Source organism: Hyphobacterium sp. (assembly GCF_965228115.1).
Classification (GTDB): Bacteria; Pseudomonadota; Alphaproteobacteria; order Caulobacterales; family Maricaulaceae; genus Hyphobacterium.
Window position 1 is genome coordinate 1,953,862 of record NZ_OZ245794.1, and the last position, 25,898, is coordinate 1,979,759.

Here is a 25,898-nt window from a genome sequence, read left to right on the forward strand (position 1 = left end):
GGCAGCCCGCTAGGCTGGGCCCGGCGGTATAAGGGGAGAGTTTCATGTTCAAAGCTTTGGCCATCACAGCCTGCATCATGGCGTTTGTAGGAACCAGCTTCGCACAGGATGAAGCTGCGGCCCTTGCGCCGTTCGACACAGTCCGCGAGTTGCGGCTGGAAGCTCAACGCGCCGCTGAGGCCGAGGATTATGAAACCGCGCGCCGGGCGCTGGAAGCGGCCAGTGGATTGCAACCCGGCAGTCCCACCGCGCTGCTGGGTCTGGCACAACTGGGCCTTCAGGCTGGTGATGCCGAGCTGGTTTTCTCCGCGCTGGAGCGCGCCGCCGCCGCCGGCATTGCGTTTGATCTGGCCCGCCTGGGCGTCGCCGATGCCCAATTGCGGGAGAGCTATCCCGACCGCTATGCCGCGCTGGATGCTGAGCTGACCCGCAACAGCGGCTCTCATGGTCAGGCCGAGCGTCTGGCCCGCGTTTCCATCCCGGACAGCCTGATCGAAGGCGTCGCCAAGGAAATCGAGACCGACCGGATCTTCCTCTCGGACGTTGTTGGGCGGCAGGTCTTGGTGGTTGAAGCGTTTGACCGTTCCAGCTTCGAGGTTTTCGCCGATGCCGAAGACGGGCTGCAATCGCCCTTCGGGATTGTGTCCGATGATGTGAACCGGGTTATCTGGGTGGCCTCGGGCGCCGTTCCGCAAACGCCTTTGGAAGAGGGCGAGGAAGCCTCCACGGCCCTGATCGCGCTGGATCTGGTGACGGGAGATCTCTATCGCCGCTATGAGGCCGAGGGCGCGGAACGCTTTGCCGATCTCGTCACCCGCGATGGCATGGTCTACGCCATCGATAGCGGGGCTAACCGCATCTACCAACTCACCTCGCTGTCAGGCTCGCTGCGGCTCCTGTCCGATGACAATCGTTTTGCCAGCCTGCAAGGCGCAGCCTTGGCCGATGGCGCGCTCTATGTCGCCGATTATGCGCTGGGCCTGTGGCGGGTTGATCTCGCCGATGGTGAAGCCCAGCTGGTCCGCCCCGGCGAGGAAAGCCTGCTCGGCATTGATGGCCTGTCCGCCACGCGCGAAGGCCGGCTGATTGCGGTACGCAATGGCGTGATGCCCCATGCGGTGATCGCGATTGATCTGGCGCGCGATGGGCTCAGCGTTGAGAGCACGGAAATCCTGTTGCGCGGCCATGCCGACTTTGGCGAACCGACCCTGGTGGATGTGCAGGATGACCGGGTGTTTTTTATTGCCAATGCGCCCTGGGCGTTGTGGCCGGAAGAGGGCGGCGGCCCGACTTCACCCGTCCCGCCGGTGACAGTTTTGGAGATCGATCTCGACTAGGCTGGCCCGCTCTGGCAGCGCCCGTCTCCGAGTGCTGACAGCCTATCTTTCAGAAATCATTCAGACTTTATCACGCACAGTTTGACCTTCGCAGCAAACGGAGAGCCGTTTCGACAAGGAGGCCAACATGAAAAGCGATGACGGGTTTATCCAGCAACTGGCCGGCGCGCGGCTGACCACGGCGGAGATTTACTATCACATGCCGGATCATCCCGGCCTGCTTCAAAGCTTTCTATGGCAGACGCTGGATGTCGCGCCGGACTATCCGCGCCTCATCAAATTCCTGGACTTCTGGAAGCGCGAGATCGAAGCCGTCATCCACTCCGTGCGAGTGGCCCATGCGGGCCTGATCACCCCGGCCGACTGGCGCGGCGTCGATCTCGATCTGCGGCTTCAATAGGCGAAAAACCGCCTACTGATCGGCTTCAATTCCGCAGGTTTCGCGCATTTCCGGCTCGGCAGCGGCCATTTTCTGACCAATCTCGACCATGCCGGCCATGTCCAGCCCGTGCTCGGCGGCCAGCGTCATCATCGCATTCGGATCCTGCTGGGCACTGTCACTGTCCATCACGGCCATCATGAAGCTGACTTCATTGTCTTCCAGCGTTTCGACCATGAAATCGGCCGCACATTCGCATTGCGCGCGCTCATTGCCCTGCTCCACACAGCGATCGGCGATCTCTTCGGCCGGTGTCAGCGCCAGGCTCGCGCCCGCCATTACAACGGCCACAGCGCCGCCGGTCACAAATTTCAACATGGAATACCCCTGATTTTCGAATTGGGCGGCCACCCTGACACGTTTGGGATGAACCTCAAATGAGCCGCACTGGAATTCTGCAGGTGATCGGCCCATACTCTGAAGCGCGAGGACGCCCAATACGGGAGCAACATCATGCGGACCACCGCAATTCTGCTGGCTTCGGCCTTTGTGCTGGGGGCTTGCGCGACCGCGACCCCCTATCAGGCCTCGGGAACGGGCGCCGGTAATTATGGCTATTCGGAACAGGCGATCGAGCGCGACCGCTATCGCATCACCTTTTCCGGCAATTCGCTGACCGATCGCGAAACCGTCGAGACCTATCTGCTCTACCGCGCCGCCGAGCTCACCCAACAGCGCGGCTATCAGCATTTCACTGTTGTACAGCGCGCCACGGATGAAGACACCCGCACCTTTGGCAGCTATGTGGGCGATCCCTTCTATTCCAGCTTTTACGTGAACTACCGCTATTACCATCCGCGCTGGGGCTGGTATGGCTGGCGGGACCCGTTCTGGGATGATGTGCGCTATCGCGAGACCACACGCTATGAAGCCAGCGCCGAGATCGTCATGGGCCGCCGGGGCTCAGGCAATGGCGCAGACGACTTCACCGCGTCAGAAGTCCTGCGCAATCTGGGCCCGAATATCGTCCGGCCAACGGAGAGCTAGGCTAAACCGGCACCCTGCAGAGCGCGGCGATCACCTCGACCGGAACCAGCAGCATGGCCAGTCCCAGCAAGGCGATGACACCTCCTGCAATGAGGCGGAGAGGGGCTTTTCGCCCCGCATGTTCCAGTGCGCCAATGCCCATCGCGGTTCCGGTCACGGTCGGCAAAGTGCCAAGGCCGAAGCCCAGCATCACCAACGCGCCTTGCAGGGCGCTGCCCGCCAGCATGGCATATAGGAGGGCGGCATAAACCATCGCACAGGGCAGAGCGCCCCAGGCGACGCCCGCCAGCCAGGGCGAGGCGGACCCAGCCGCCATGACCGGGCGCATCACAAAGCGGGTGACTGGCGCCAGAACGCGATCCAGCACCAAAGGCGCCGGCAATTGCCCGGTCAATGATAGCCCGATCCAGACCAGCATCATCGCTGCGCCCCAGCGGAAGAACGCATGGGCGGCTGAGAGGTCGATCATGGAATAAAGCCCGGTCCCGGCGACGCCGACGGCGGCACCTGCCACGACATAGGACAACATCCGCCCGGTCTGCGCCGTCATCAACGTGCCCAGCCGGGCGGTCCCGCTTTGATCGGGGGACAGGGAAAACATCAGCCCGGAGGCAATGCCGCCGCACATGCCTGCGCAATGCAGGCTGCTGGCAAGGCCCGCAATCAGACCCCCCAGAAAGCTGACTTGGGCCAAGGCTTCCATGCCCTGCAGAATGCCCGCAATTTTGTTGGGGTTGAACCGGCCAGGGGCGCGGCGTAACGCCGCTAGGCAAGGCAAATAAAAAGGCCATATAGTCAGTGTGGTTTTGCGGGGAGGGCGAGCTCATGCCATCAGTAAAAATCAACACCATCCGGCCCGGCGCGCCGATGCGCTGGCTGAAAGCCGGCGCGAATGATTTGCGCCGCGCGCCCATGGTCTCTATTGGATATGGCTTGATTTTTGTGGCGATCGGCGTCGCGCTGACAGGCGGGCTCTGGAAGATCGGGGCGGCTGCCTGGATCCCGGTCGCGCTGTCCAGCTTTGCGCTGGTGGCGCCCCTGTTCGCGGTCGGTTTTTATCAGGTGTCCAAGCACCTGGATGAGGGCAAATCGGTGACGTTCGGGGATGTCTGGCTGATCTCCGGCGAGAAAATCAGCCAGGTGGCCTTCCTTGGCCTGCTTTTGATCATTCTGCTGCTTGGCTGGGCCCGCATCGCGCAATTCCTCTACGCCTATTTTGCGACGCAGAATTATGCCTCGATCGCCGAGTTCACCTCCTGGGTGCTGGGTGATCCGGCCGGTCTGATGATGGCGGTCGTGGGCACAATCATTGGCGCGGGCCTCGCGCTCGCCGCCTTTGCGATTTCGGCGATTTCCTTCCCCATGCTGATTGACCGTGAGATCGATGCCGCAACGGCGATGATCGCCTCGGTCAAGGCGGTGCGCCGCAACCCGTTTGCCATGCTGACCTGGGCCTGGCTGATCGCCTTCTGGACGATACTCGGGACTGGCTTGCTGATTGTCGGGCTTGCTGTGGTCTTCCCCTGGCTGGGCCATGCCAGCTGGCGCGCCTACCGGGAATTGGCGGGAGAGTCCGAACCGTCAGCCGTCCCGGCCTGATCTGTCCGATTTTTCTCCGGGTTATCCATTAGCGGTGCATCCTCGTCATCAATGAGGATGCGCTGGGCGGCCCCGTCCAGATCTTCATACTGGCCGGATTTGAGCGACCAGAGAAACGCCCCCAGCCCTGCCAGACCCAGGCCGAGCGCGATCGGGATGAGGAAGACCAGCATCTCCATCAGCGGGCCAGTCGAAGCGCGTTGAGCATCACCACGACAGAGCTGATCGACATGCAAAGCGCCGCCACCAGCGGCGTGACAAAGCCGAACACCGCCAGCGGTACGGCCACGACGTTGTAAATGTTCGCCAGCGCGAAATTCTCCATCACGCGGGATTTCGCTTGCCGGGCGACCGAATAGGCGCGCGGCAGGGCGGAGAGTTTATCACCCTGAATCACCAGATCAGCCGCCGAGCGGGAGATTTCTGCCGCTGACCCCATCGAGACCGAGACATGCGCTGCGGCCAAGGCAGGCGCGTCATTAATCCCGTCCCCGACCATCAGCGGATATGCGCCATCGGCTTTAAGCGCTTCAATCCGGGCGATCTTGTCCTGCGGTTTCAGGGCCGCGCGCCAGCGATCCAGTCCGAGGGCTTGGGCAGCCGCTTTTACCGGCCCTTTCCGGTCGCCGGACAAAAGCTCGGCCTCAAAGCCGAGGGCTTTGAGATCCGAGACGGCGTCAGCCGCATCATTGCGCAGCGTATCGGCGAAGATAAAGCGCACCGGCGTTTCACCTTCGACAACCAGCCAGGCTTCCTGTGCCGCATCGCCTGCGCTGGGCGGCAGGCCCAACCAGTCCGCAGACCCATAGCGAACCGGCTTGCCTTTCACAACACCGGAGAGCCCGCCTCCGGCATGATCTTCGAAATCCTCACACACCGGGCCATCGCCAGCGGCCTCTGCCACCGCGCGCGACAGCGGGTGACGCGAAAGCCGGGCCAGCTGGGCGGCGGTTTCCAGCGAGGCTTCGGATATGTCATCGGCGTTGAGCAACTTTGCCCGGCGTTTGGTCAGCGTCCCGGTCTTATCGAAAACAGCCGTCCGGGCGGTGGCGAGACGTTCCAGCGCATCGCCGGACTTCACCAGCACGCCATCTTTAAAGAGACGCCCGGTTGCGACGACCTGAACCGCCGGAACCACCAGCGCCATCGCGCAGGGGCAGGTGATAATCAACACGGCAATCGCATTCATCATGGAATCATGAAAGGTCGCGCCCACGGCCAGCCATCCGGCCAGCGTCACCGCCGTCATGGCAAACACCGCCGGGACATAGGCACGCGCTGCGCGGTCCGCATAGCGCACATAGCGCGAGCGCGATTGCTCGCCGGCTTCCACCAGACGCGCAATTTCGGCCAGCAGGGAATCCTGGCTGGCGGCGGTAGCGGTCATCGTCAACGGCCGGTCCAGATTGACCATGCCGGACCAGGCCTCATCCCCGGCTTTCAGGGCTTGCGGCACAGTTTCCCCGGTCACCAGAGAGGCATCCACCTCGCCCTCTCCGTCAATGATCTGACCATCCACCGGCACGCGCTCGCCCGGCGGGATGATGATCGTATCGCCCGGCGCAATATCCGCTGCCGGGGCGGCTTTCATCGTGCCGTCTGGCAACAGGCGGTGGGCAATCGTCGCCTGCAGCGCCGCCAGATCGCGTGCGGCTTGCCCCGCTCGCGCCCGCAAGCGGCTATCAAGGAACCGGCCGATCAAGAGAAAGAAGAGCAGCATGATGGCGGCATCAAAATAGGCCGCGCCATGACCCAGCACGGTCTCATAGATGGAGAGCCCGCACGCCAGCAGCACGGCCAGCGAAATCGGCACATCCATATTGACGTTGCGCGCTTTCAGACTCTTCCAGCCACTGATGAAAAACGGCCGCCCGGAATACGCCACGGCTGGCAAAGCGATCAGTGCCGAGAGCCAGTGAAAGAAGGCGACATTTTCCGCGCTCATATCCGTGCCAGCCCAGACCGAAACGGAGAACAACATCACATTGGCGGTCGCAAATCCGGCCACGGCCAGCGCCCGCAGGAGTTGTTTTTCTTCCTGATCAACCGCCTGCGCGCCGCTTTCCGGCCGATAGGGCGTGGCAGGAAAGCCAATTTCCTCCAGCCGGTCCACCATGTCGCGCGATTGCCCTGTGGGGCCGTCCCAGGCGAGGGCCAGACGTCCTGTCGACAGGTTCAGCCGGGCAAGGGAAACGCCGGGAAAGTCGCGCATGGCGGTCTCGATTTTCTGGATGCAGATGGCGCAATGCGCGCCCTGAACCAGAAGATCTATTTCCTGATGGCCTTTGCGTTCACGAACAAAAGCTTCCGGGTCGATAATGTTGGCGTCTATTGCAGCCATACATCCTGCTCCAGTTCGAAGGGCGGACCCTCCGCAGTGCCCACGGCCAGCGTCCAGCGGCCTTGCGGGATAGCAGTCACCGCGCGGTAAATCCCCGCATCGGTTTCGGTCAGCGACAATTCGATATCCAGATTGGAGTCCGCCGGGTGACGCAAGCGCGCCTCCATGACAAGGCCGGAAACCGGCTGGCCGCCGGCCTGATCAATATCCAGCGTGACCCCGTCAGAACGCACCTCGCTGGTGGCGGTCCAGCCCAGCTCGGCCTGCGCCGCCCGCCGGTCCAGCACGGCGTTATAATTATTGCCCTGCATGTAGGAGCGGCGCTCATCTTCCCCGCGGAAAGTGGTCAAGGCCTGGGTCAGGAAGACGGCATTCACGGCAATGATCACGCCGAAAAAGATCAAAAGGCCGATCAGCACGTGATAGCCCTTGATTTCCTTGATCATTGCGAGCCTCCCGTCAGGAACACCGAATGGGCCGAGCGCGTCTCATCGGACCCCTCCGGCGATATCGTAAAGCGTACCGGAAGGTTGGCTTGCGCCAAAGCCTCAGGCGGCAAGGTCAGATAGATGCGGAAATCCTGCGTCCGGCTGGCCGGGACATTCACGACCAGCCCCTGCGCTTCGCTTTGCCCCAGAATGCGCCATTGCAGCGCCTCGGGCCCGTCAATCTCGATCGTGTAATCACTGTCGGTATGCGTGCGGTTGATGACTTTGAGCGTATAGCCATTGCGCACCGACCCATCGGACAGGGCCACAAAATTTGGATTGCGGTCACGCGTGACATTTACATCCAGCGTGGCGCGCGTCGTCTGTGCAAACAGCATGATTGCCGCGACAATCGCAAAGGACACCGCATAGACCAGAACGCGCGGGCGCAAGAAGCGGTAGACCGGCTGCAGCCCCTCCTGCCGCCGGTCGATATTCACATCCGTATCATAGGCAATCAGCCCGGTGGGCCGGTCGACCTTCTTCATGATGTCATCGCAAGCATCAATGCACAGCGCACAATGGATACATTCCAGTTGCGAGCCTTCGCGGATATCAATTCCCATCGGGCAGGCCGCGATACAGGCCTTGCAATCAATGCAATCGCCGCGCCCGTCCCAGCTTTCATTCTTCTTGTGCGCGCCGCGCGGTTCGCCCCGATCGACCCGGTAGGCCACATTCAGGGCATCGCGATCCGTCATCGCCGCCTGAATGCGCGGCCAGGGGCACATATAGGTGCAGACCTGCTCGCGCATCGTGCCGGCCAATGAATAGGTGGTGAAGGTGAGAATCCCGAAGAAAATATAGGAGGAAATGGCGGCCTGACCGGTGAAGAAATTCCCGATCGTCTCATACGCATCATGGAAATAAAGGATCCACGCCCCGCCCGTGGCCGCCGCGATGATCAGCCAGACGGCGTGCTTGCCGGTTTTCCGCCAGGCCTTGTTGAACGACCAGGGGGCTTTATCCAGCCGGATGCGCTTGTTCCGATCGCCCTCAAACAGGCGCTCAACCGCAATGAACAGGTCGGTCCACACGGTTTGCGGGCAGGCATAGCCACACCAGACCCGGCCAAACAGGGCCGACACCAGAAACAGTGCCAGCGCCGCGAGGATTAAAAGCCCGGAGACGTAATAAATCTCCTGCGGCCAGATCTCGATAAAGAAGAAATAGAACCGCCGGCCTTCAAAATCGACCAGAACGGCCTGATCCGGCGCAGAGGGGCCCCGGTCCCAGCGTAAAAACGGGATGAAGTAATAAATCCCCAGCGCGACGGCCATGAACACCCATTTGGCCAGGCGGAACTTGCCTTGTACCAGCTTGGGATAGATCTGCTCGCGCTTTTTATAGAGCTTTCTTTGCTGGGCATCATTGACCGCCGTCACATCATGCCGATGGGCGCCGGGCGCAGATTGCCCCGGACTGGTTGGCGTGGATGTATTGGCCGCACTCATAATGCCGACAATGCCTTCTCTGACCGGCGTCCGCGATGCGGCTTATTCGCCAGCAGCCCCATCCGTCTGCACCGGGGGCTGTCCGCCGCCCAGTGAATAGACATAGGTCGCCAGCGCGGTGATCGTGGGATCATCCAGACGCCCTTCCCAGGCCGGCATCACCCCGTAAGGCCCGCGCCAGATCGTCGCGGCAATCTGTTCGGCAGAACCGCCATAGAGCCAGATATTGTCCGTCAGGTTCGGAGCTCCCTGTGAGGGATCGCCGCGCCCATCCAGCATATGGCAGGAGGCGCATTGCTGACCAAACAGCTCCGCGCCGCGCGATGCCGCCGCACTGTCAAATCCTTCACCGCCCGAGATCCGCAACAGGAAGTCTGTAACGTCCTCGATCTGCTCGTTCGAGAGCAATCCGTCGCGGCCATAGGCCGGCATGATGGAAAGGCGGGTGTCCGGATGGTCCGCGCGGATCCCGACCACCAGCGTATGCCGAATGTCGTCAAACGAACCACCCCAGAGCCAGTCATCATCATTGAGATTGGGATAGCCGACAAAGCCTTGCGCGCCTGCGCCATGGCAGGTGGAACAGAAATTTCCGAAGGCGGAATCGCCCGCAGCGAGCGCAAACCGGAACAGCGCCGGATCCGCTTCAATCGCTTCATAGCTTCCCGCACTTTCCAGACGCGCATAGAAGTCCGAGCGCGAGGCCTGCAGGGTTTCCATGTCACGCGCCACATTCACCCGTTCGGAATTATTGGTGAGGCCGGTCGTATAGCCTTCAACCCCGGGCGGCGCCGGCCAGGCCGGCATCAACACCATGTAGACAATCGACCAGACGATCGTGGCGTAGAAAATCCACAGCCACCAGCGCGGCAACGGATTATCCAACTCCTTGATTCCGTCCCATTCATGACCCGTGGTCTCAATGCCGGAAAGTTCGTCAATATCTTTGTCCGCCATATCAGTCGTCCCTCTTGCCGCCTTTAATGACGGCGTCTTCATCATTCAGCGGCATGCGGGAGGCCGCATCGAACTTGGCGCGGTTCTTCGGCCAGAGCGCATAGATGAGGACGCCGATAAAGACGGCGAAAAAGAACAAGAGCCCCCAGGTCTGCGCGAAACTGGCCAATGCCTCATACATGCTACGCCCTCCTAACGCTGGTTTCCGTCGGCTTCGGGTTCATAGGTGGAAAAATCCACCATGGTCCCGAGCACCTGTAAGTAAGCGATCAGGGCATCCATCTCGGTGATGACATCCGGATTGCCGTCGAAATTGCGCACCTGCGCGCCCGGATAGCGGGCGATCAGATCGCCATAGCCGGAGGAAAACTCATCGACCTGTGCTTCCAGATCCGCGGCCGCGTTTTCTACCGCTTCGTCCGAATAGGGCACGCCGAGGAATTGATTGACCCGCAAATGCGCCTGGATGTTGGAATAATCCAGCACGGCATCCTGCAGGAAAGCATAGGGCGGCATGATCGATTCCGGCACAACCGATTGCGGATTGATCAGATGGTCGCGGTGCCATTCATCTGAATAGCGTCCACCCACCCGCGCCAGATCCGGACCTGTGCGTTTCGACCCCCACTGAAAGGGCCGGTCATACATGCTTTCGGCGGCCAGCGAATAATGCCCGTAGCGTTCCACCTCATCGCGCAGCGGGCGGATCATCTGCGAGTGGCAATTATAGCAGCCCTCGCGCAGATAGATTTGCCGGCCGGCCAGCTCGAGCGGGGAGTAAGGCCGCACCCCGTCCACCTCTTCAATGGTGGAGTTGAGGTAGAAAAGCGGCGCGATTTCAATCAGTCCGCCAATCGAGATCGTCAGGATAATCCCCACGGTCAGAAGCAGGGAGTTTTTCTCCATGAATTTCTTGTGGAAGCCCTCTTTCGGCTCTTCCTGCGGGCGTTGCGTGATATCAGCCATCGTCCGCGCTCCTATTCTGCCGGGATCGCGCGCGGCTGCGGCGTGACCACATCTTCGGTCTCTGCCACATCGCCCGTGATCGTCTTGTACATGTTGAAGGCCATCAGGATCGCGCCGAGCAGGTAAAGCAATCCGCCTGCGGCCCGGATGACATAGTAGGGGTGCATCGCCTCGACGGTTTCAATGAAGGAATACTCCAGGAAACCCAGATCATTATAGGCGCGCCACATCAGGCCTTGCGTAATGCCCGACGGCCACATCGCTGCGATGTAAAGAAGGATACCCAGCGTCGCGAGCCAGAAATGCCACTCGATCAGCGCCCGGCTCCACATGCCTTTGCGCTTCCACAGCCAGGGAATGAGGCAATAGACGGCCCCGAAGGAGATCATGCCCACCCAGCCCAGCGCACCGGAATGCACATGGCCAATCGTCCAGTCGGTATAGTGCGACAGCGCGTTGACCGCCCGCACACTCATCAGCGGGCCTTCAAAGGTCGACATGCCGTAAAACGCGACCGAGACAACCATCATCCTGACCACCGGGTCAGTGCGCAGCTTGTCCCAGGCACCGGACAGGGTCATCAGACCATTGATCATCCCGCCCCAGGACGGCATCCACAGCATCACCGAGAACGTCATGCCCAGCGTCTGCGCCCATTCCGGCAGCGCGGTATAATGCAGGTGGTGTGGACCCGCCCAGATATAGATGAAGATCAGCGTCCAGAAGTGCACGATGGACAAGCGGTAGGAATAGACCGGCCGCTCCACCCTTTTCGGGATGAAATAATACATGATCCCGAGGAAGCCGGCTGTCAGGAAGAAGCCCACCGCATTATGGCCATACCACCATTGCGTCAGCGCGTTTTGCACCCCGGCAAAAACCGAATAACTGAACGAGCCGAACGGATCGACCGGGATGGCAAGATTATTGACGAGATGAAGGACCGCGATGGTCACAATCATCGCCAGGAAGAACCAGTTGGCCACATAGATGTGCGGCTCCTTGCGCTTCCACAGCGTGCCCATAAAGACCAGAAGATAGGCCACCCAGACGATGGTCAGCCAGATATCAGCATACCATTCCGGCTCGGCATATTCCTGACCTTGTGTGACGCCCATCAGATAGCCGGTCGCGGCGATCACGATGAAGAATTGATAGCCCCAGAACACGAACCAGGGCCACAAGCCGCCTGCCAGACGCGCCCGGCAGGTGCGCTGTACCACATAGAAAGACGTACAGATCAGTGCATTCCCGCCAAAGGCAAAAACGACGGCGGATGTATGCAAGGGACGCAAGCGGCCGAAATTGAGAAAACCGAAGGCCTCGAAATTGAAAATTGTTGGCCAGGCCAGTTGCAGGGCCAGGATCAGCCCGACCAGTAGCCCGGCGATCGACCAGAAAACGGTCGCAATCGCGCCAGCCTTGATGACATTGTCATGATAAAGGCCCGTTTCCTCGATCCGGCCATTGCCGGCATAGGCATTGATCAGCACGAACAGGCCAATGACAAAGCCGGCCAACATGAGCCAGCCATGAGCCACCATTTGCGGGTCTACGCCCTTGGCCGCAGCGAGCAGGCTCCAGAGGGCTCCGCAAATCAGAATCGCGCCAATGATGAGGCCATCAAGGCCTTTTGATCTAACTGGCAGCGCATTGGCGTCAGACATGGATTGCCCCCCGACTTTCGAACGATCTGTCCCCGCGCACGAAGACCGCACGCAAATTGAGGTTATCCATGTGATACCCACAAAAAGAATGTGGCGTTCTGCCACACGGCAGAGAGTCGCAGCCAACCAAAAATTAACTCTCTGCAATTTCTGCCCCTCTGCCATTTGCGGCTCTGCCCGGTAGGGCTAGGGTCCCCGCCAGTTTGTAATCAAATGGGGGAGATGCCCGATGAAACGTGTTCTGATCACGACGACCAGCCTCATCGCACTTGCACTGGGTGGGTGCGCCGAGCCCGGTGGCGATGACGACATGTCTGACACCACAGAAACCGAAGCCGCCGCCTCAGAAATGGACGGCATGGAGACAACATCGGATACCGCGGCCGACCAGGCGGAAGAAGAGATGGCGGAGGCTTCGCCTGATTGGCAGGCCGAGCTGGAAACCAATCCGCTATTGGCCGAACTGTCCGGGCCTTATGGAGGGGTTCCGCAGTTTGATGATGTCAGCCTTGATCAGCTGGCCTCAGCGGCGCGTGCAGGCATGGCAGCGCACCTTGTCGAGATCGACGCGATTGCCAGCAATCCCGAGCCTCCGACCTTCGAGAATACCATCGTTGAAATGGAACGGTCAGGCGATGCGCTCGGGCGCGTGTTCAACTATTGGGGTATCTGGGCCTCCAATATGTCGAGCCCGGAGTTCCGGGCACTGCAGCGTGAATTATCGCCCGAATTGTCCCAATACAGCTCTCAGATCACGCAGAACCGCGCCCTCTTCGACCGCATCCGGACGGTTCATGACGAACAGATGGATACATTGCGCCCGGATCAGCAGCGCCTGGTCACGATCGTCTATGAAGGCTTTTCACTGAATGGCGCCGAACTCGAGGGCGAGGAGGCCACCCGCTATGCCGAGATCAATGCGCGCCTGGCTGAATTGCATACCCAGTTCGCCAATAATGTGCTGCATGACGAGGAAAACTATCCGACCTTCTTCACCGAAGAACAGCTCTCCGGCCTGCCGGAAAGCTATGTCGCCTCGGCGGCAGCCGCCGCGGAAGCTCTGGACCGTCCCGGTGAATACGCTGTTACCAATACGCGTTCGTCCATGGATCCATTCCTGACCTTCGCTGACGAGCGCGATCTGCGTGAGACGGTTTGGCGGACCTACTATAATCGCGGCAATAATGGCGATGAGTACGATAACAACGCCATTATCGCGGAAATTCTGGAGTTGCGGGATGAGCGGGTCGGCCTGCTGGGCTACGACAATTACGCTCAATGGCGGCTGCAGAACCGTATGGCGGGCACGCCGGAACGGGCGCTGGAGCTGATGGAAGCTGTCTGGCCCGCCGCCGTTGCACGGGTCGAGGAAGAAGTCGCGGACATGCAGGCCCTGGCGGATCAGCGCGGCGATGGCATTACGATCGAACCCTGGGATTACCGTTATTATATGGAGAAGATCCGTCAGGACCGCTACCAGCTGGATTCAACGGAGGTCCGCCAGTATCTGCAACTGGATAACCTCCTGGACGCCATGTTCTATGTGGCGGGTGAGCTTTTCCATTACGAGTTCACGCAGATTACCGATGGCTCGGTTCCGGTCTGGCAGGAAGATGTCACCGTGTATGAGGTCACCGACCGCGAGAGCGGCGGGCATGTCGGCCTCTGGTATCTTGACCCCTTCGCACGTCAGGGCAAACGCTCGGGCGCCTGGGCGTCGTCCTTCCGCGGGCACACCACGTTTGACGGGCAGGAACGGCCGCTGTCGACAAACAATTCGAATTTTGTCGAGCCCGGGCCGGGCGAACCGGTGCTGATTTCCTGGGATGATGCCAACACCTTCTTCCATGAGTTCGGCCACGCCTTGCACACCCTGTCGTCCAATGTCGTTTACCCGACGCTCAATGGCGGTGTCCGCGATTACACCGAATTCCAGTCGCAATTGCTGGAGCGCTGGCTGTTCACCGAACCGGTCGTGGAAAACTATTTCGTCCATGTCGAAACCGGCGAGCCGATGCCGGACGCACTGGTCGAACGCATCCAGGCCGCCGCGACCTTCAACCAGGGCTTCGCGACGACCGAATATCTCGCCTCGGGACTGGTCGACATGTACTTCCACACCCAGTACGAGGCCGGGACACCGGTACAACAGTTCGAGGCCGAAACACTTGAACGGCTGGGCATGCCGGACGAGCTGCCGATGCGGCACCGGTCCACGCATTTCGGTCATATCTTTTCAGGCGAAGGGTATTCCGCCCAATACTATGGCTATATGTGGGCAGATGTCCTGACGTCCGATGCGGCGGAAGCCTTCGCGGAAGCGCCGGGCGGTTTCTATGATCAGGACCTTGCGGCCCGCATGGTCGAACATCTGTTTGCGCCCCGCAATTCGGTCGACCCGGCTCAGGCCTATCGCGATTTCCGGGGCCGCGATGCCGATATCGCCCCCTTGATGCGCGACCGGGGCTTTCCGGTGCCCGGCGAGGACTGAGTTTTCGCTATCAATCCTGCGGCCCGGAGCGTAAATCTCCGGGCCGTTTATTTTTCAAGGCTGTTTTTGTGTCTGGAGCCTCATCATGCTGATACGTCTCTTTTCCGCCTTTTGTGTCTCCGCCGGCCTTTCCTTTGCGGCCGTCGCGCAAACCGCGCAAACGCCGCTTGAGGCCCGCTACGATCCCGCGATTCCGGATCTGACAACCGCGCTGGGTCATGATTTCGGCGAAGAAGTCACCCCGCCGGAAGACGCGGTTTCCTATATCCGGCTGTTGGCGGAAACGGCACCGCAGCGCATGCGGGTCTATGACTACGCTACCAGCTGGCAGGGGCGGGAGCTGGTCTATGCCGTGATCGGCAATGAAGAAGTAATGAGCCGTCTGGAAGACGTCCAGGCCGACCTTCAGGCACTGGCCGATCCCCGAAATCTCAGCACGGCAGACCGGAACGTGCTGATTGACCGGGTGCCGGTTGTCGTCTGGCTGGCGCATGGCGTTCATGGCGACGAAATTTCCCCGGTCGATGCCGCCTTGAGAACCGCCTATCACCTTCTGGCGGCGCAGAATGACCCGGTTGCCGATACCATTCTGGAAAACGCACTGGTCATTATTGATCCCACGCAGAACCCGGATGGCCGCAACCGCTTTGTAAACTCGTTCGAGAACACCCGCGGCATCGAGCCCGATGGTTATCGCTGGTCAGCTGAGCATGACCAGCCCTGGCCCGGAGGGCGCGTCAATCATTACCTGTTCGACTTGAATCGCGACTGGTTCATTCAGGCCCATCCCGAAACGCGGGGCCGCACGGCGGCGATGCGCCAATGGAGCCCAATGGTTGCGGTCGATTTGCACGAAATGGGCGGCGATCTGCCCTTCTTCTTCCCGCCGGTCGCCGACCCGGTCAATCCGGTTCTGACCGAGCGCCAGCTGGAAGGTCAGGATGTTATTGGCCTGAATAATGCGCGCTGGTTCGACATTATCGGCGAGGATTATTTCACCCGGGAAATCTTCGATGCCTTTTATCCCGGCTATGGCGATATGTGGCCCATGCTGCAGGGCGGAGTCGCCTTCACCTATGAGCAAGGCTCGGCGCGGGGTCTGGCCTGGACCCGCCGCGATGGGTCCGACCTGACCTATGCCGATGGCGTGCGGAATAACTTCATCGCCAGCCTGTCGACCGCGGAAGCTGCCGCGCTAAATCGCGAACGCTTCGTCCGGGCTTTTGTCGAGAACCGCGCGGATGCCTCTGGCAATAATGACGGTCCGGCCGCCATTGTTCTGTCGCGCGGAAATAATCGCTGGGGCGCGGAATATCTCGCCCGCGTCATCGCCCGCAACGGAATTGAAATTTCCCGTCTGGATGCCGGGGTGTCCCTTTGCGGGACGACGCTCGATGACGGTGGCTTCCTGGTCCAGCTGAACCAGCCGGCAGGCTTGCTGGCCCGCACGCTGTTAGAAACCGAAACGCCCCTGCCGGAAGACTTCCTGGCCGAACAGGAAGCGCGGCGCGATCGCGGCCTCGGTCATGAGCTTTACGATGTCACGGCCTGGTCCCTGCCCATCATGTTCAACGTCTACGCCACGGAATGTAATTCCCGCCCCAATGTCACAGGTGAGTCGGTCGGCGCGGATGATCCCATTCCGTCGCAAGTCGGCAATTCGGCGGCCTTTGGTTATGTCATTCCCTGGACGGATGCCGGGCAGGCACAATTTGTGGCGCGTCTCGCGGAAGAAGGCGTGCCCCTGCGCACGGCGGGATCGGCCTTCACGATTGAGGGTACGACCTATCCGGCCGGTTCGGTGGTCATTCCGCGCCGCCGCGCTCCGGCCAATCTGGACAGCCTGATGCGGCTTCACGCGCGCACGATTGGGGCGGTCTATGCCGGGCTGGAAACCAGCTGGACAGACAGCGGGCCTAACTGGGGCTCGTCCCAGTTTGCCACTATCGTCGCGCCGCGCATTGCCATGGCCTGGGGCGAGGGCACAGACGCGAATTCAGCTGGCGGGGTCCGCTATGTGCTGGAACAGCGCTATGGTCTGCCGGTTTCGGTGATCCGGGCCTCCCGCCTGTCTTTTGCCGATCTCTCCCAGTTTGACGTTCTGATCCTGCCTGAACAACGCGGCAGGGGTTATTCCCGCGAAATCGGCGAAAGCGGCGCGCAGAACCTGTCCCGCTTCGCCCAAGGCGGCGGTACGCTGATCGCGCTGGGCGATGCCACGCGCTTTGTCGCGGACAGCGATATCAACCTTCTGCCGGTCCGCCGGGAAATGGCGGCGGGGACGCCGACAGGCGGTTCGGGCGAAGGCGACAGCGTTGCCGGCTCGGTGATCGGGGATGAAGACGCGCTGGCGCAAGCACTGGAACCGCGCAATGCCCGCCCGGATTCCTCGCCGGGGGCCCTGTTGAATGTCACAGCGAATGCCGACAGCTTTCTGTCAGCGGGCTATACAGATGGCGCGGCCGCCATGGTGACGGGCTCGGACATCTATACCGCTGTTCCGCTGGATGAAGCCGACACGGTGTTGCGCTTTGCCGGACCGGACGAGCTGGTCGCTTCGGGTCATCTCTGGGAGGAAAATCAGGCGCAAATCGCCTTTAAACCCTTCCTCGTTTCGCGCCGCAGCGGGGCGGGCTTTGTCATCGCCTTTACGCAAGATCCCACCGCCCGCGCCTATCAGGCGGGTCTGGATCTGGCGCTCTTGAATGCGGTGATTCTGGCACCGGCGCGGTCAACACGGCTGCGCTAGAGGCAAATCCTGATCGTTTTTGAAAAACGCCGCTTATTTCTGAAAATGATCGCGCGTTTTTCAAAATCGCAAAGCAGGGAGACGGGCGCCTCGCCATAGTCAATCTCGTCAGCCGCACATCGCGGCCAAAAACTAACGAGGTTGATCATGTTGAACGCTCTTCTCCCCGCTCTTGTCCTTGGCGCTCAGGCCCTTTCCGGTGCTCCCGCCAGCGCAGAGCTTACCTTCTCCCCGGCCGAACTGACCACACAGGACGGCGCACAATCGGTCTATAACCGCGTGGTCGATACCGCCCAGCGCGTCTGCGAAGCGGAAAACCGCCACAGCGCCATGTCGGCGACTGCCACCCGCCTGTGTGTTCAGGATACGGTCGCCCGCACGGTCGAGCAGATCGCCGCGCCGCAACTCACCGAAATCCACGCCTCCCGGAGCATCTCCCCAGATGGCGGGTCCCGCGTGGTGCTGGCTGCCAATGGCAGCTAGCCGCCCCTGCCAGCCGGCCTGCCGCGATGTCCGCACCCAAACGTGATCGCGCGCAGGCTGGCGGCTTTTTCAACTTGAGGGCATACTGATGATATGAGTGACGTCGCCCTGATCGAGATTATCGCCCGTATGTCGGCGGCCGTGCTGTGTCTTTTGACCTGCACGATCTTGCTTGTGAATGCGCGGCAATCCCTGGCCGCGCGGCTGGGCGCGTTGTTCGGATTTGGCGCCTTTGCCTACATGATCTGCACCTCGCCTGCCCTGGTGGAGCTGTTCGGCGTCTGGCAAATCCCGCTGGTCCCGTTTTCCTGGCTCGACGGCGTGTTTTTCTGGTGGTTCTGCCTGGCGCTTTTCTGCGACCGGTATCAATTCCGCGTTTTCCATATCTGGCCAGCGATTCCGATCATCATACTCACACCATTGCGCTTTATGGTCGGAGAGGGCGTGACGCTTGATGTGATAACCGCGATCAAACAACTCATTTCGATCCTTCTCTTCATGCATGCCACCTACTTCGCCCTGCTCAGCCTGAAAGACGATCTGGTCAATAGCCGCCGCTATTTCCGGGTTGGTATCGCCGTCTCGGTGGGCGCCTCGGCGATCATCCTGATGGGGTTGGACATGATGGATTTCGGCCCGCGCGGCGAAGAGATCTACCAGGTCTCCTCGGCGATCTGGCTGCTGGTTCTGTCTTTTGCCTTTGCCATGTGGGCGCTTCGCGCCAGCCCAAACATGTTCATCGAGCGGCCGGCGCGGGAATATCGCCACGACCCGGTTGCCACAGAACAGCGCATCGAACCGGCAGACAAGCCGCTCTTGGCGCGTTTGAACACGGCGATGGAGGAGGGCCTCTATCGCGAAACGGGTCTGACGGTCGGCAAGCTGGCCGATCAGTTGGGCGCGCCGGAACACCGCTTGCGCAAGTTGATCAATCAGGGTCTCGGCTATCGGAATTTCTCGAGCTATATCAATGCACACCGGGTCGAGGACGCCAAGGAAATCCTCGCCGACCCGGAACAGGCGCGCTTGCAGATCCTGCAGGTCGCGCTTGATCTCGGCTATGGCTCGATTGCCAGCTTCAACCGTGCCTTCCGCGAGGCCACGGGCGAGGCTCCGACCAGCTTCCGCCGCAAGGCGCTGATGGCGGATTAATCCAGAGCCGGGATCGGACCAAAAAATCCGTCGACCCGCACGACTTTTCCGTCCGCATTCAATTCCGTCACATCCATGCCGGGCATTAAGGGCGTGTCGCCCGAGGACACCAGCCATTCATAGCGGTAGCGGCGATTCTGCTCATTGAACCCGGTGGTACGTTTCGCTCTGGCATCGGGAATCCGCTTGCGGAAGGCATGAACCATCGCCTCGAACTCATCGATCCCGACGATGTAATTATCTGGATCCGCAAACACGACTTCGGGTGCCAGCGCCTTGTCCAGATGACCACGCACCTTGTCTGGATCCGTTTCATTCCAGGCGGCCATCATGTGATCAAGCGCTGCAGGGATATCGGTCATGCGATCACTCTTCTATTTTAAACGTCAGCCCGGCTTTTGCTTGCAGGCGCTCGATCAACCGGTCGCCCATCGCGGCCCCTGGCGTCCACACGCCGCCGCCGGTGGTTTGGCGGTCGATATCCTGAACCAAAGCTGCGGCGCATTCTGAAATCAGTTTCGAGGTTGAGCCATAGCCGGGGTCTTTGTCGCCCTGCACAGAGGCGCGCATCTCATTACCGGCATCATCCGAACCGATAAAAAGTACATCATAGAAGCCGGTCTCGCGCGCTTCCTTGTCCGGGCCTTCGCCGGGCTTGGGCAGGACAAATTGCTTTAAAAGCCAGCGCGTTGGCGCGATGGCCAGCATTACATTCTGCATCTTCTCGCGGCTGGCCGCCGACTTGGCGCGCTTTTCACCCTTGGGGCCATCGCCTGTCATCATGCGCTCATCATAAAGGAAGGCTTCGCCATAAGGATGGCCAGCCAGCGCATTGGTGCGGTGGACGTTCTTGGTGTTGATCGGGGCCATCACGAAAGGCGCGGTCCAGGATTGGGCCTTCTCATCATATTCAGCTTTAACCGAATGGGGCTGTTTGGGCCCCCGAGAACCCGGCACCAGCGAGAACGGGTTGGTCAGCAATTTGATAACGGACTTGTCCTTGCCCGCCGCTTCCAATGTCGCGGTCAGGCTGGCAGCGGTCCCGCCGGAAAATTCGCCCTTCATGCGCCTTACCCGGCCGCGTACGCGGGGCAGGGAATGACCCAGCCGGGCATTCGCTTCGCGTTGCAAATACCAGACGCCCAGATCAAAGGGCACGGAATCAAACCCGCAGGAAAACACCAGGCGCGCGCCGGATTTTTCAGCCTGATCCTGATATTTGACGATCATCTGCGCCATCCAGGCGGGCTCTCCGCACAGATCGACATAATCGGTGCCGGCTTCGGCACAGGCCGCCAGCAAGGGCTCGCCATAAAGCTGGTAGGGCCCCACCGTGGTCAGAATGACTTTGGCGCTTTCCGCCATCGCTTTCAGCGTTTCCGGCTTGCCGGCATCGGCGACCACAAATGGCACCTCGGCAGGAATGCCCATTTCATCGCGCACAGATGCCAGCTTGCTTTCCGAGCGCCCGGCCATGGCCCAGCTCAACTCCCCGCCCACGCCATAGGTCGTGTTCAGATATTCCGCGACCAGACGACCGGTGAATCCGGTCGCGCCATAAACCACGATGTCATAGGTGCGATCACTCATGAAAACCCCCTCGCTTTGATCTCATAGATCGCGCGGGCGTCGGCAGGGTCAAGCGATCAATTCAGGGAAAGTGATCTTAACTCCACCGTCACGCCGCCAAATCCGGCACGCGTATAAAGCCGCACAGGCAGGAAGGCCGTGCCCTCGGCGATCGGTGCAATCCACATCCGCAAGGGATGACGGGTCTCGCCCGGTTCCGGCCAGTCTTCCGGATCATAGCCGGAGATGGGTTCATAATAGGCGTCACAGACCTGCGCGTCGCCGCGCCAGCCGCGCGTGCGGATCGTCTCTGTGCCCCGGGAGGTGAGGTTGAGGTTATAGCGCTGCTTGCCATCAAAGACGGGAATTGAGCCCTCACAAGGCGCGCCCCCGGTCGCCGAGATCATTTCCGACAACAGCAAGGTTGCCGTCATCGGATCGACAACGCCCGTGCGGTCAAGCTCACTGGCCGGCGGATCACCCCAGGTGGAAAACTCCGGCGTGGCCGTTGAATGCGCGATCCCGCTTTCGAATGCGACATCAATGATCCGCGTTTTGTCTCCCGTGCGCTCGACATGGCCGTAAGTGGCCGGCGCGGGACCTGTCTCGGTGAACCGGCCGGCAACTTCAGACTCAATGGTGAAATCTGTAAAGAGCGCCGCCAGCCCGGCCGCCCTCACATGGGCGTCTGCGCGATAGTCCAACTCACCAATCTCGGCATTCAGCGCCACCCGGCCGACCCGGAAGACCAGAACCGAGGCGGAATAATCGGCTTCTATCGTGAGGCGTTCCGGCGGGTCCACGCGCGTATCTTGCGCTATGGCTGGCGCAAAGCTGCCTGACATCAGACTCAACGCGAACCAAAATATCCGGAACATAAGTTTTCGATCCTGATCAGCGAGGTGCAAATCTATCACCGGCTGATCGTCCGTCGAGTCATCGCGCTGGCGGTTTCAGCAGCCCGCCGATTGTCTGGGGCGAGCTGGCACCTAACTTGGCGCTCATGCGCACCATTCTTTTGTTTCTTCTTATTTGCCTTTCCGCCCCCGCCTTCGCCGAAGACGTGATCACCGTCACCGGCGACCGGAGCGGAGAGACGCTGAACGAAACCGCCCTACCGGTGACCGTGTTCGATGCGACCGAGCTGGTGGAAACCGGCGCCCAGCACCCGGCTGAACTGATCAATCAGGCGCCGGGCGCTTTTCTGCATCGCGGCAATGGCGCCGAACATCTGACCGCGATCCGCTCCCCGGTTCTAACGGGCGGGGCAGGCGCGGGCTCGTTTCTCTATCTCGAAGATGGCATTGCCCTGCGCGCGGCCGGATTTTCCAATGTCAACGGCCTGTTTGAGGCCCTTTCGGGGCTGGCAGGCGGGGTGGAAGTGGTGCGCGGGCCGGGACCGGCGCTTTACGGCTCCAACGCCCTGCATGGCCTCATCCATTTCCGCACGCCGGATCCGGGAAGTGCACCGGACTATCTGGAACTGGAAGCCGGCTTCTTTGGCCGGGTGCGCAGCAGCGCGATGGGCGTTATTCGCGGCCAACAGGCCGACACGCTGATCGGCCTCGCCGGTCAGCATGAAGACGGCTGGCGCGCTGACGCCGGGCTGGACCGGCTGGAAGGTCTGATCCGCGCCGATGGCCGTGCGGGAGAGATCGACTGGCGATTCACCCTGGCCGCCATCTCGCTCAATCAGGAAACCGCCAGCTTTATTCGCGGGGCCAATGCGTTCGAAGATCTGGCGGTCGCCCGCAGCAATCCCGATCCGGAAGCTTTCCGCGATGCCTATGCCGTGCGCGGGTCTCTGCGCCTGGAAGGCGCGCTGGACGCCCCGTGGCGCTGGACGCTGACGCCCTATGCGCGGGCCAATGCGATGGATTTCCGGATGCATTTCGTCCCGTCCGAAGCGCTGGAAGAAAGCGGTCATGCCAGCATTGGCGTGCAATCAGCTTTGGTTCGCGAAACGGCTGCGGGCCGGATCACGCTGGGCGCGGATATCGAGCGGACGCAAGGCTATCTTATCGAGACCCAGGAACGCCCGACCATTTTCTCCTTCGTGCAGGGCGATCACTATGATTATGAGGTCACCGCCACGGTCGCGGCGCTTTATGCCCAGACCCGCCAGACCCTGTCAGACCGGCTGACGCTGCAAGCAGGGGCGCGGCTGGAAACCACACGGTTTGAGTATGACAATTTCCTGCCCGCCAACACGGTGGGGCGGTTTTTGCGCCTGCCCGACCGCAGCGATGACTTCACCGTGCTGACGCCGCATATCGGTCTGGTTTGGCAGGTCGATGAAAACGCCGTTCTCTTCGGCCGTCTCGCCCGCGGCAGCCGTGCGCCGCAAACCGCCGAGCTTTACCGCCTGCAGGCCGGGCAGATCATTGATGAGATCGAGCCGGAAGTCCTCGACAGTGCCGAGCTGGGCTATCGGCGTCAGTTTGCCGGCGGCGGACGGATCGAGCTGGTCGGTTTTGTGATGCGCAAAACCAACGTCTTCTTCCGTGATGCGGATGGGATCAATGTCACTAATGGCGCGACCCGGCATCACGGGATTGAGTTCGACCTCGCCTGGCCGCTGACCGACCGGCTGGATGTGCAGCTGACCGGCACCTGGGCGGAGCATGAATATGATTTCACCCGCAATGTCGGCAATGCCAGCGAGGTGATCACCGAAGGCAACCGCATCGATACCGCACCGGAATGGCTCTGGAATGCGCGGCTGCGCTGGCAGGCCACCGATACCCTCTCGGGCGCGCTGGAATGGGTGCATGTCGGAGACTACTTCACCAATGCTGCCAATACGCGAAACTATGGCGGACATGATCTGTTGAATCTGCGTGCGCGCTGGGCCGTCACGCATCAGGTCGAGTTCTTTGGCACGATCCGCAATGTCACCGATGAACGCTATGCGGAACGGGCTGATTTTGCCTTTGGCAGCGACCGCTACTTCCCCGGTGAAGAACGCGCGGTCAGCGTCGGTGTGCGGGTGGTGCGCTAGGCAACCTTGCCAGAATTTAAGTCGAAAAGCGCTGTTATCTGATCAAAGCTTGCTCTGGGCGATCCGGAATTGTGGCTCTGACCGCATCCGGTGAAGGGGCAGGAACGGGGATCAGGAATGACATCCGCAACATCAACACTCCGCCTGTGCATTCTGGGCGGCCTCTTGACAGTCACGAATCCGGCAGCCTGGACCGCACAGTCCGGGGACGCCGGCCCGGAACACGGCGATTGGGGGGTGGAAATCCGCCATATCAGCGACACCATCGATCCCGGTGATGATTTCTACGCCTATGTGAATGACGGCTGGATCAACACGACCGAATTGCCGCCCGGCTTTTCATCTTTCAGCGAACCCTGGGTCAATCAGCTCGATATTCTCGATCGGGTGAACACGCTGATCCGCGATCTTGCCGACAATCCCGGAGACGATGCAGCGGGCCATCGGGTTTCCGACGTTTATCGCAGCTATCTCGACCGGGAGCGCATCGAAAACCTCGGCCTCGAACCTATTCAGGCGGATCTGGTGGACATCGAAGCGATCGAGACATATGAGGACATTGCCCGCTGGATGGCCGATCCACGCTCCAGCTCGATCTTTCATCTCCTGATCCAGCCACCCGTGGATATGCAGGGCGGATATGTTCTGGCGCTGGCGCAATACCGCGTCACCGGGCTGGGTTTGCCGGGTCAGGTGTATTTTGAAAGTGATGAGGACCGCTATCCGCAAATCCGGTCGAACTACCGGGATTATATCGCCGCGACGCTGACCCGCGCCGGGCTGGCAGATGCCGAAGGCCGGGCCGATGCGGTGCTGGCAATGGAGACGGAGCTAGCCCATCTGATGTGGGATTTTGCCCAGCTCCGCGATGCCGGGGCGGCCTTTAATCTGATCCCGATGGAGACGCTCGCCGACTATGCGCCCGGCTTTCCCTGGGAAACCTATATGCAGGCCCGCGGCCTTGACGGGGTGGAGACGCTGAATATCAGCGTGGGCGCGATTATCGAAACCGCAGCTGCGTTTGAGCGCTTCCCCGTCGACACCTGGCGGGCCTGGCTGGCCTTTCACTGGATTGACAACCACGCCGCCTTGCTGCCCGAGGCGTTTGATGCGGCAGAATTCGCTTTTTATCGCGGCAATCTCTATGGCGTGACAGAGCGGCCCTCGCTGGAAGAGCGCGCGATTGAATTCGTTCAATACCGCCTCGATGACGATGTAGGCGCGCTTTATGTGGACCGGCACTTTCCGCCGTCAAACCGGGCCTCGATCCAGCAAATCGAACACTATGTCCGTCTCGCCTTTCAAGAGAGGCTGCTGGCTACCGAGTGGATGGATGATGCCACAAGGGCCGAGGCCATGGAGAAGCTGGATGCCATCATCTTCGAGGTCGGCGAACCGGAAACCGGTATCAACTGGTCCGGCCTGGAGACGGATCCCGGCGATCTGATCGGCAATGTGCGGCGCATTGCCGAATACGAATGGGCGGCCCAACGCGCCCGCATCGGTCAGCCCATCTCCCGATATGGGGACTGGAATATGGGGCCACACCGGGTCGGGTTGGGATACCACCAGCAATACAACAAGATTTTCATCACGGCAGGCGGGCTGGAGCCGCCCTTCTTCGACCCCCATGCCGACGCAGCCGTCAATTTCGGGTCTATCGGAGCCACCATTGGACACGAATTCGGCCACGCGCTGGACGATCAGGGATCGCGGTTTGATTCCGATGGCGCCTTGCGCAACTGGTGGTCGGACTGGTCCCGCGAAGCCTATGAGGCGCGCACCAGCCGTTTGATCGAACAGTTCGGCGCTTTCGAGGTCCTGCCGGGGGCCAGCCTCGCTTCCCGCCAGATGATCGGCGAAATTGTCGGCGACCTGGTTGGCGCCTCAATCGGGTATCGGGCCTATGAATTATATGCCGAAGACCATTATGGCGGCGAACCGCCCGTACTGGATGGTTTCACCGGCGCGCAACGCTTTTTCCTGTCCGCCGCGCAGATTTCGCGAACCATTTCCAACGAACAGGCGTTGAGAAGCGAAGCCTTGCACGCGTCTCACCCGCCTGCGCGTTTCCGCATTAACGGCATCATGCAGAATCTCGATGAGTGGTATCAGGCTTTCGAGGTCACCGAAGACGATGCGCTTTACCTGCCTCCGGAAGACCGCGTCCGGCTCTGGTAAGCGAGCGCGCCAGGAGATCACGAAAATTCCAAGAGCG

The 25,898-nt window shown here is 60.8% G+C and carries 22 protein-coding genes and 1 pseudogene; 10 read left to right on the plus strand and 13 right to left on the minus strand.

Annotated elements, in window-relative coordinates:
• Nucleotides 1–44: 44 nt before the first annotated feature.
• Together ACO079_RS10155 and ACO079_RS10160 are read left to right on the plus strand one after the other, a co-directional pair.
• The gene (locus ACO079_RS10155; RefSeq protein WP_421789711.1) at nt 45–1,337 is read left to right on the plus strand and encodes a hypothetical protein; all 1,293 of its coding nucleotides are present in this window, start codon (nt 45–47) and stop codon (nt 1,335–1,337) included.
• A gap of 127 nt (nt 1,338–1,464) precedes the next feature.
• Nucleotides 1,465–1,737: an usg protein gene (locus ACO079_RS10160; RefSeq protein ID WP_421789713.1), complete on the plus strand. Its 273-nt coding sequence runs from the start codon at nt 1,465–1,467 to the stop codon at nt 1,735–1,737.
• A 12-nt stretch (nt 1,738–1,749) separates the two neighbouring features.
• Here the strand turns inward: ACO079_RS10160 and ACO079_RS10165 are convergent, their stop codons facing one another.
• Nucleotides 1,750–2,094 (minus strand): hypothetical protein, encoded by a 345-nt coding sequence (locus ACO079_RS10165; RefSeq protein WP_421789715.1) that lies wholly within the window; start codon nt 2,092–2,094, stop codon nt 1,750–1,752.
• Nucleotides 2,095–2,229: 135 nt separating this feature from the next.
• Between ACO079_RS10165 and ACO079_RS10170 the strand changes: the two genes are divergently transcribed.
• On the plus strand, nt 2,230–2,763 hold the full coding sequence (locus ACO079_RS10170; protein WP_421789717.1) for a CC0125/CC1285 family lipoprotein: 534 nt from the start codon (nt 2,230–2,232) through the stop codon (nt 2,761–2,763).
• 1 nt (nt 2,764) lies between these two features.
• On the opposite strand, the gene ACO079_RS10175 is transcribed toward ACO079_RS10170, so the two are convergent.
• Nucleotides 2,765–3,466 (minus strand): sulfite exporter TauE/SafE family protein, encoded by a 702-nt coding sequence (locus ACO079_RS10175; protein ID WP_421789718.1) that lies wholly within the window; start codon nt 3,464–3,466, stop codon nt 2,765–2,767.
• A gap of 122 nt (nt 3,467–3,588) precedes the next feature.
• Between ACO079_RS10175 and ACO079_RS10180 the strand changes: the two genes are divergently transcribed.
• Nucleotides 3,589–4,362 carry a DUF2189 domain-containing protein gene (locus ACO079_RS10180; protein ID WP_421789720.1) on the plus strand — a complete coding sequence of 258 codons (774 nt, stop codon included), beginning with the start codon at nt 3,589–3,591 and terminating at the stop codon, nt 4,360–4,362.
• Between the two features lie 29 nt (nt 4,363–4,391).
• Here ACO079_RS10180 and ccoS read toward each other — a convergent pair.
• The 8 genes and pseudogenes from ccoS to ccoN form a co-directional block, all read right to left on the minus strand.
• A pseudogene (gene ccoS / locus ACO079_RS10185) lies at nt 4,392–4,541 on the minus strand (cbb3-type cytochrome oxidase assembly protein CcoS); the annotation flags it as partial.
• Nucleotides 4,541–6,703, minus strand: a complete 2,163-nt coding sequence (locus tag ACO079_RS10190) for a heavy metal translocating P-type ATPase (RefSeq protein ID WP_421789722.1) — start codon at nt 6,701–6,703, stop codon at nt 4,541–4,543. The gene ACO079_RS10190 and the pseudogene ccoS, both read right to left, overlap by 1 nt.
• Nucleotides 6,691–7,149, minus strand: coding sequence for a FixH family protein (locus ACO079_RS10195; RefSeq protein WP_421789724.1), 459 nt, complete (start codon nt 7,147–7,149; stop codon nt 6,691–6,693). Before ACO079_RS10195 ends, ACO079_RS10190 begins: the two co-directional genes overlap by 13 nt.
• Nucleotides 7,146–8,645 (minus strand): cytochrome c oxidase accessory protein CcoG, encoded by a 1,500-nt coding sequence (gene ccoG, locus ACO079_RS10200; RefSeq protein ID WP_421789726.1) that lies wholly within the window; start codon nt 8,643–8,645, stop codon nt 7,146–7,148. Before ccoG ends, ACO079_RS10195 begins: the two co-directional genes overlap by 4 nt.
• 42 nt (nt 8,646–8,687) lie before the next feature.
• A complete protein-coding gene (gene ccoP, locus ACO079_RS10205) occupies nt 8,688–9,602 on the minus strand; it encodes a cytochrome-c oxidase, cbb3-type subunit III (protein WP_421789728.1) in 915 nt (304 codons plus the stop codon).
• A gap of 1 nt (nt 9,603) precedes the next feature.
• Complete coding sequence (locus tag ACO079_RS10210; protein WP_421789730.1) at nt 9,604–9,783, minus strand: cbb3-type cytochrome c oxidase subunit 3; 180 nt, start codon at nt 9,781–9,783, stop codon at nt 9,604–9,606.
• Between the two features lie 11 nt (nt 9,784–9,794).
• On the minus strand, nt 9,795–10,568 hold the full coding sequence (gene ccoO / locus ACO079_RS10215; protein ID WP_421789732.1) for a cytochrome-c oxidase, cbb3-type subunit II: 774 nt from the start codon (nt 10,566–10,568) through the stop codon (nt 9,795–9,797).
• 11 nt (nt 10,569–10,579) lie between these two features.
• A complete protein-coding gene (gene ccoN / locus ACO079_RS10220) occupies nt 10,580–12,235 on the minus strand; it encodes a cytochrome-c oxidase, cbb3-type subunit I (protein WP_421789734.1) in 1,656 nt (551 codons plus the stop codon).
• A 229-nt stretch (nt 12,236–12,464) separates the two neighbouring features.
• On the opposite strand from ccoN, the gene ACO079_RS10225 reads away from it, so the two are divergent.
• The 4 genes from ACO079_RS10225 (at nt 12,465) to ACO079_RS10240 (ending at nt 19,110) form a co-directional block, all read left to right on the plus strand.
• Complete coding sequence (locus tag ACO079_RS10225; protein WP_421789736.1) at nt 12,465–14,726, plus strand: M3 family metallopeptidase; 2,262 nt, start codon at nt 12,465–12,467, stop codon at nt 14,724–14,726.
• A gap of 85 nt (nt 14,727–14,811) precedes the next feature.
• Nucleotides 14,812–17,475, plus strand: coding sequence for a M14 metallopeptidase family protein (locus tag ACO079_RS10230; RefSeq protein WP_421789738.1), 2,664 nt, complete (start codon nt 14,812–14,814; stop codon nt 17,473–17,475).
• Between the two features lie 147 nt (nt 17,476–17,622).
• On the plus strand, nt 17,623–17,958 hold the full coding sequence (locus ACO079_RS10235) for a UrcA family protein (protein WP_421789740.1): 336 nt from the start codon (nt 17,623–17,625) through the stop codon (nt 17,956–17,958).
• A 93-nt stretch (nt 17,959–18,051) separates the two neighbouring features.
• A complete protein-coding gene (locus tag ACO079_RS10240) occupies nt 18,052–19,110 on the plus strand; it encodes a helix-turn-helix domain-containing protein (protein WP_421789742.1) in 1,059 nt (352 codons plus the stop codon).
• On the opposite strand, the gene ACO079_RS10245 is transcribed toward ACO079_RS10240, so the two are convergent.
• From ACO079_RS10245 to ACO079_RS10255, 3 genes are read right to left on the minus strand one after another with little or no spacing between them, the layout of a single operon-like run.
• Nucleotides 19,107–19,472 (minus strand): nuclear transport factor 2 family protein, encoded by a 366-nt coding sequence (locus ACO079_RS10245; protein ID WP_421789743.1) that lies wholly within the window; start codon nt 19,470–19,472, stop codon nt 19,107–19,109. The two genes, ACO079_RS10240 and ACO079_RS10245, sit on opposite strands and share 4 nt — an antisense overlap.
• Before the next feature lie 4 nt (nt 19,473–19,476).
• Nucleotides 19,477–20,700: a saccharopine dehydrogenase family protein gene (locus ACO079_RS10250; RefSeq protein ID WP_421789745.1), complete on the minus strand. Its 1,224-nt coding sequence runs from the start codon at nt 20,698–20,700 to the stop codon at nt 19,477–19,479.
• A gap of 56 nt (nt 20,701–20,756) precedes the next feature.
• Nucleotides 20,757–21,557, minus strand: coding sequence for a DUF3108 domain-containing protein (locus ACO079_RS10255; protein WP_421789747.1), 801 nt, complete (start codon nt 21,555–21,557; stop codon nt 20,757–20,759).
• A gap of 125 nt (nt 21,558–21,682) precedes the next feature.
• Here ACO079_RS10255 and ACO079_RS10260 point away from each other — a divergent pair, with 125 nt between their 5' ends.
• Both ACO079_RS10260 and ACO079_RS10265 read left to right on the plus strand, forming a co-directional pair.
• Entirely contained in the window at nt 21,683–23,680 is a 1,998-nt protein-coding gene (locus tag ACO079_RS10260; RefSeq protein ID WP_421789749.1) for a TonB-dependent receptor, read from the plus strand.
• 117 nt (nt 23,681–23,797) lie between these two features.
• Complete coding sequence (locus ACO079_RS10265; RefSeq protein WP_421789750.1) at nt 23,798–25,861, plus strand: M13 family metallopeptidase; 2,064 nt, start codon at nt 23,798–23,800, stop codon at nt 25,859–25,861.
• The last annotated feature ends 37 nt before the right edge of the window (nt 25,862–25,898 follow it).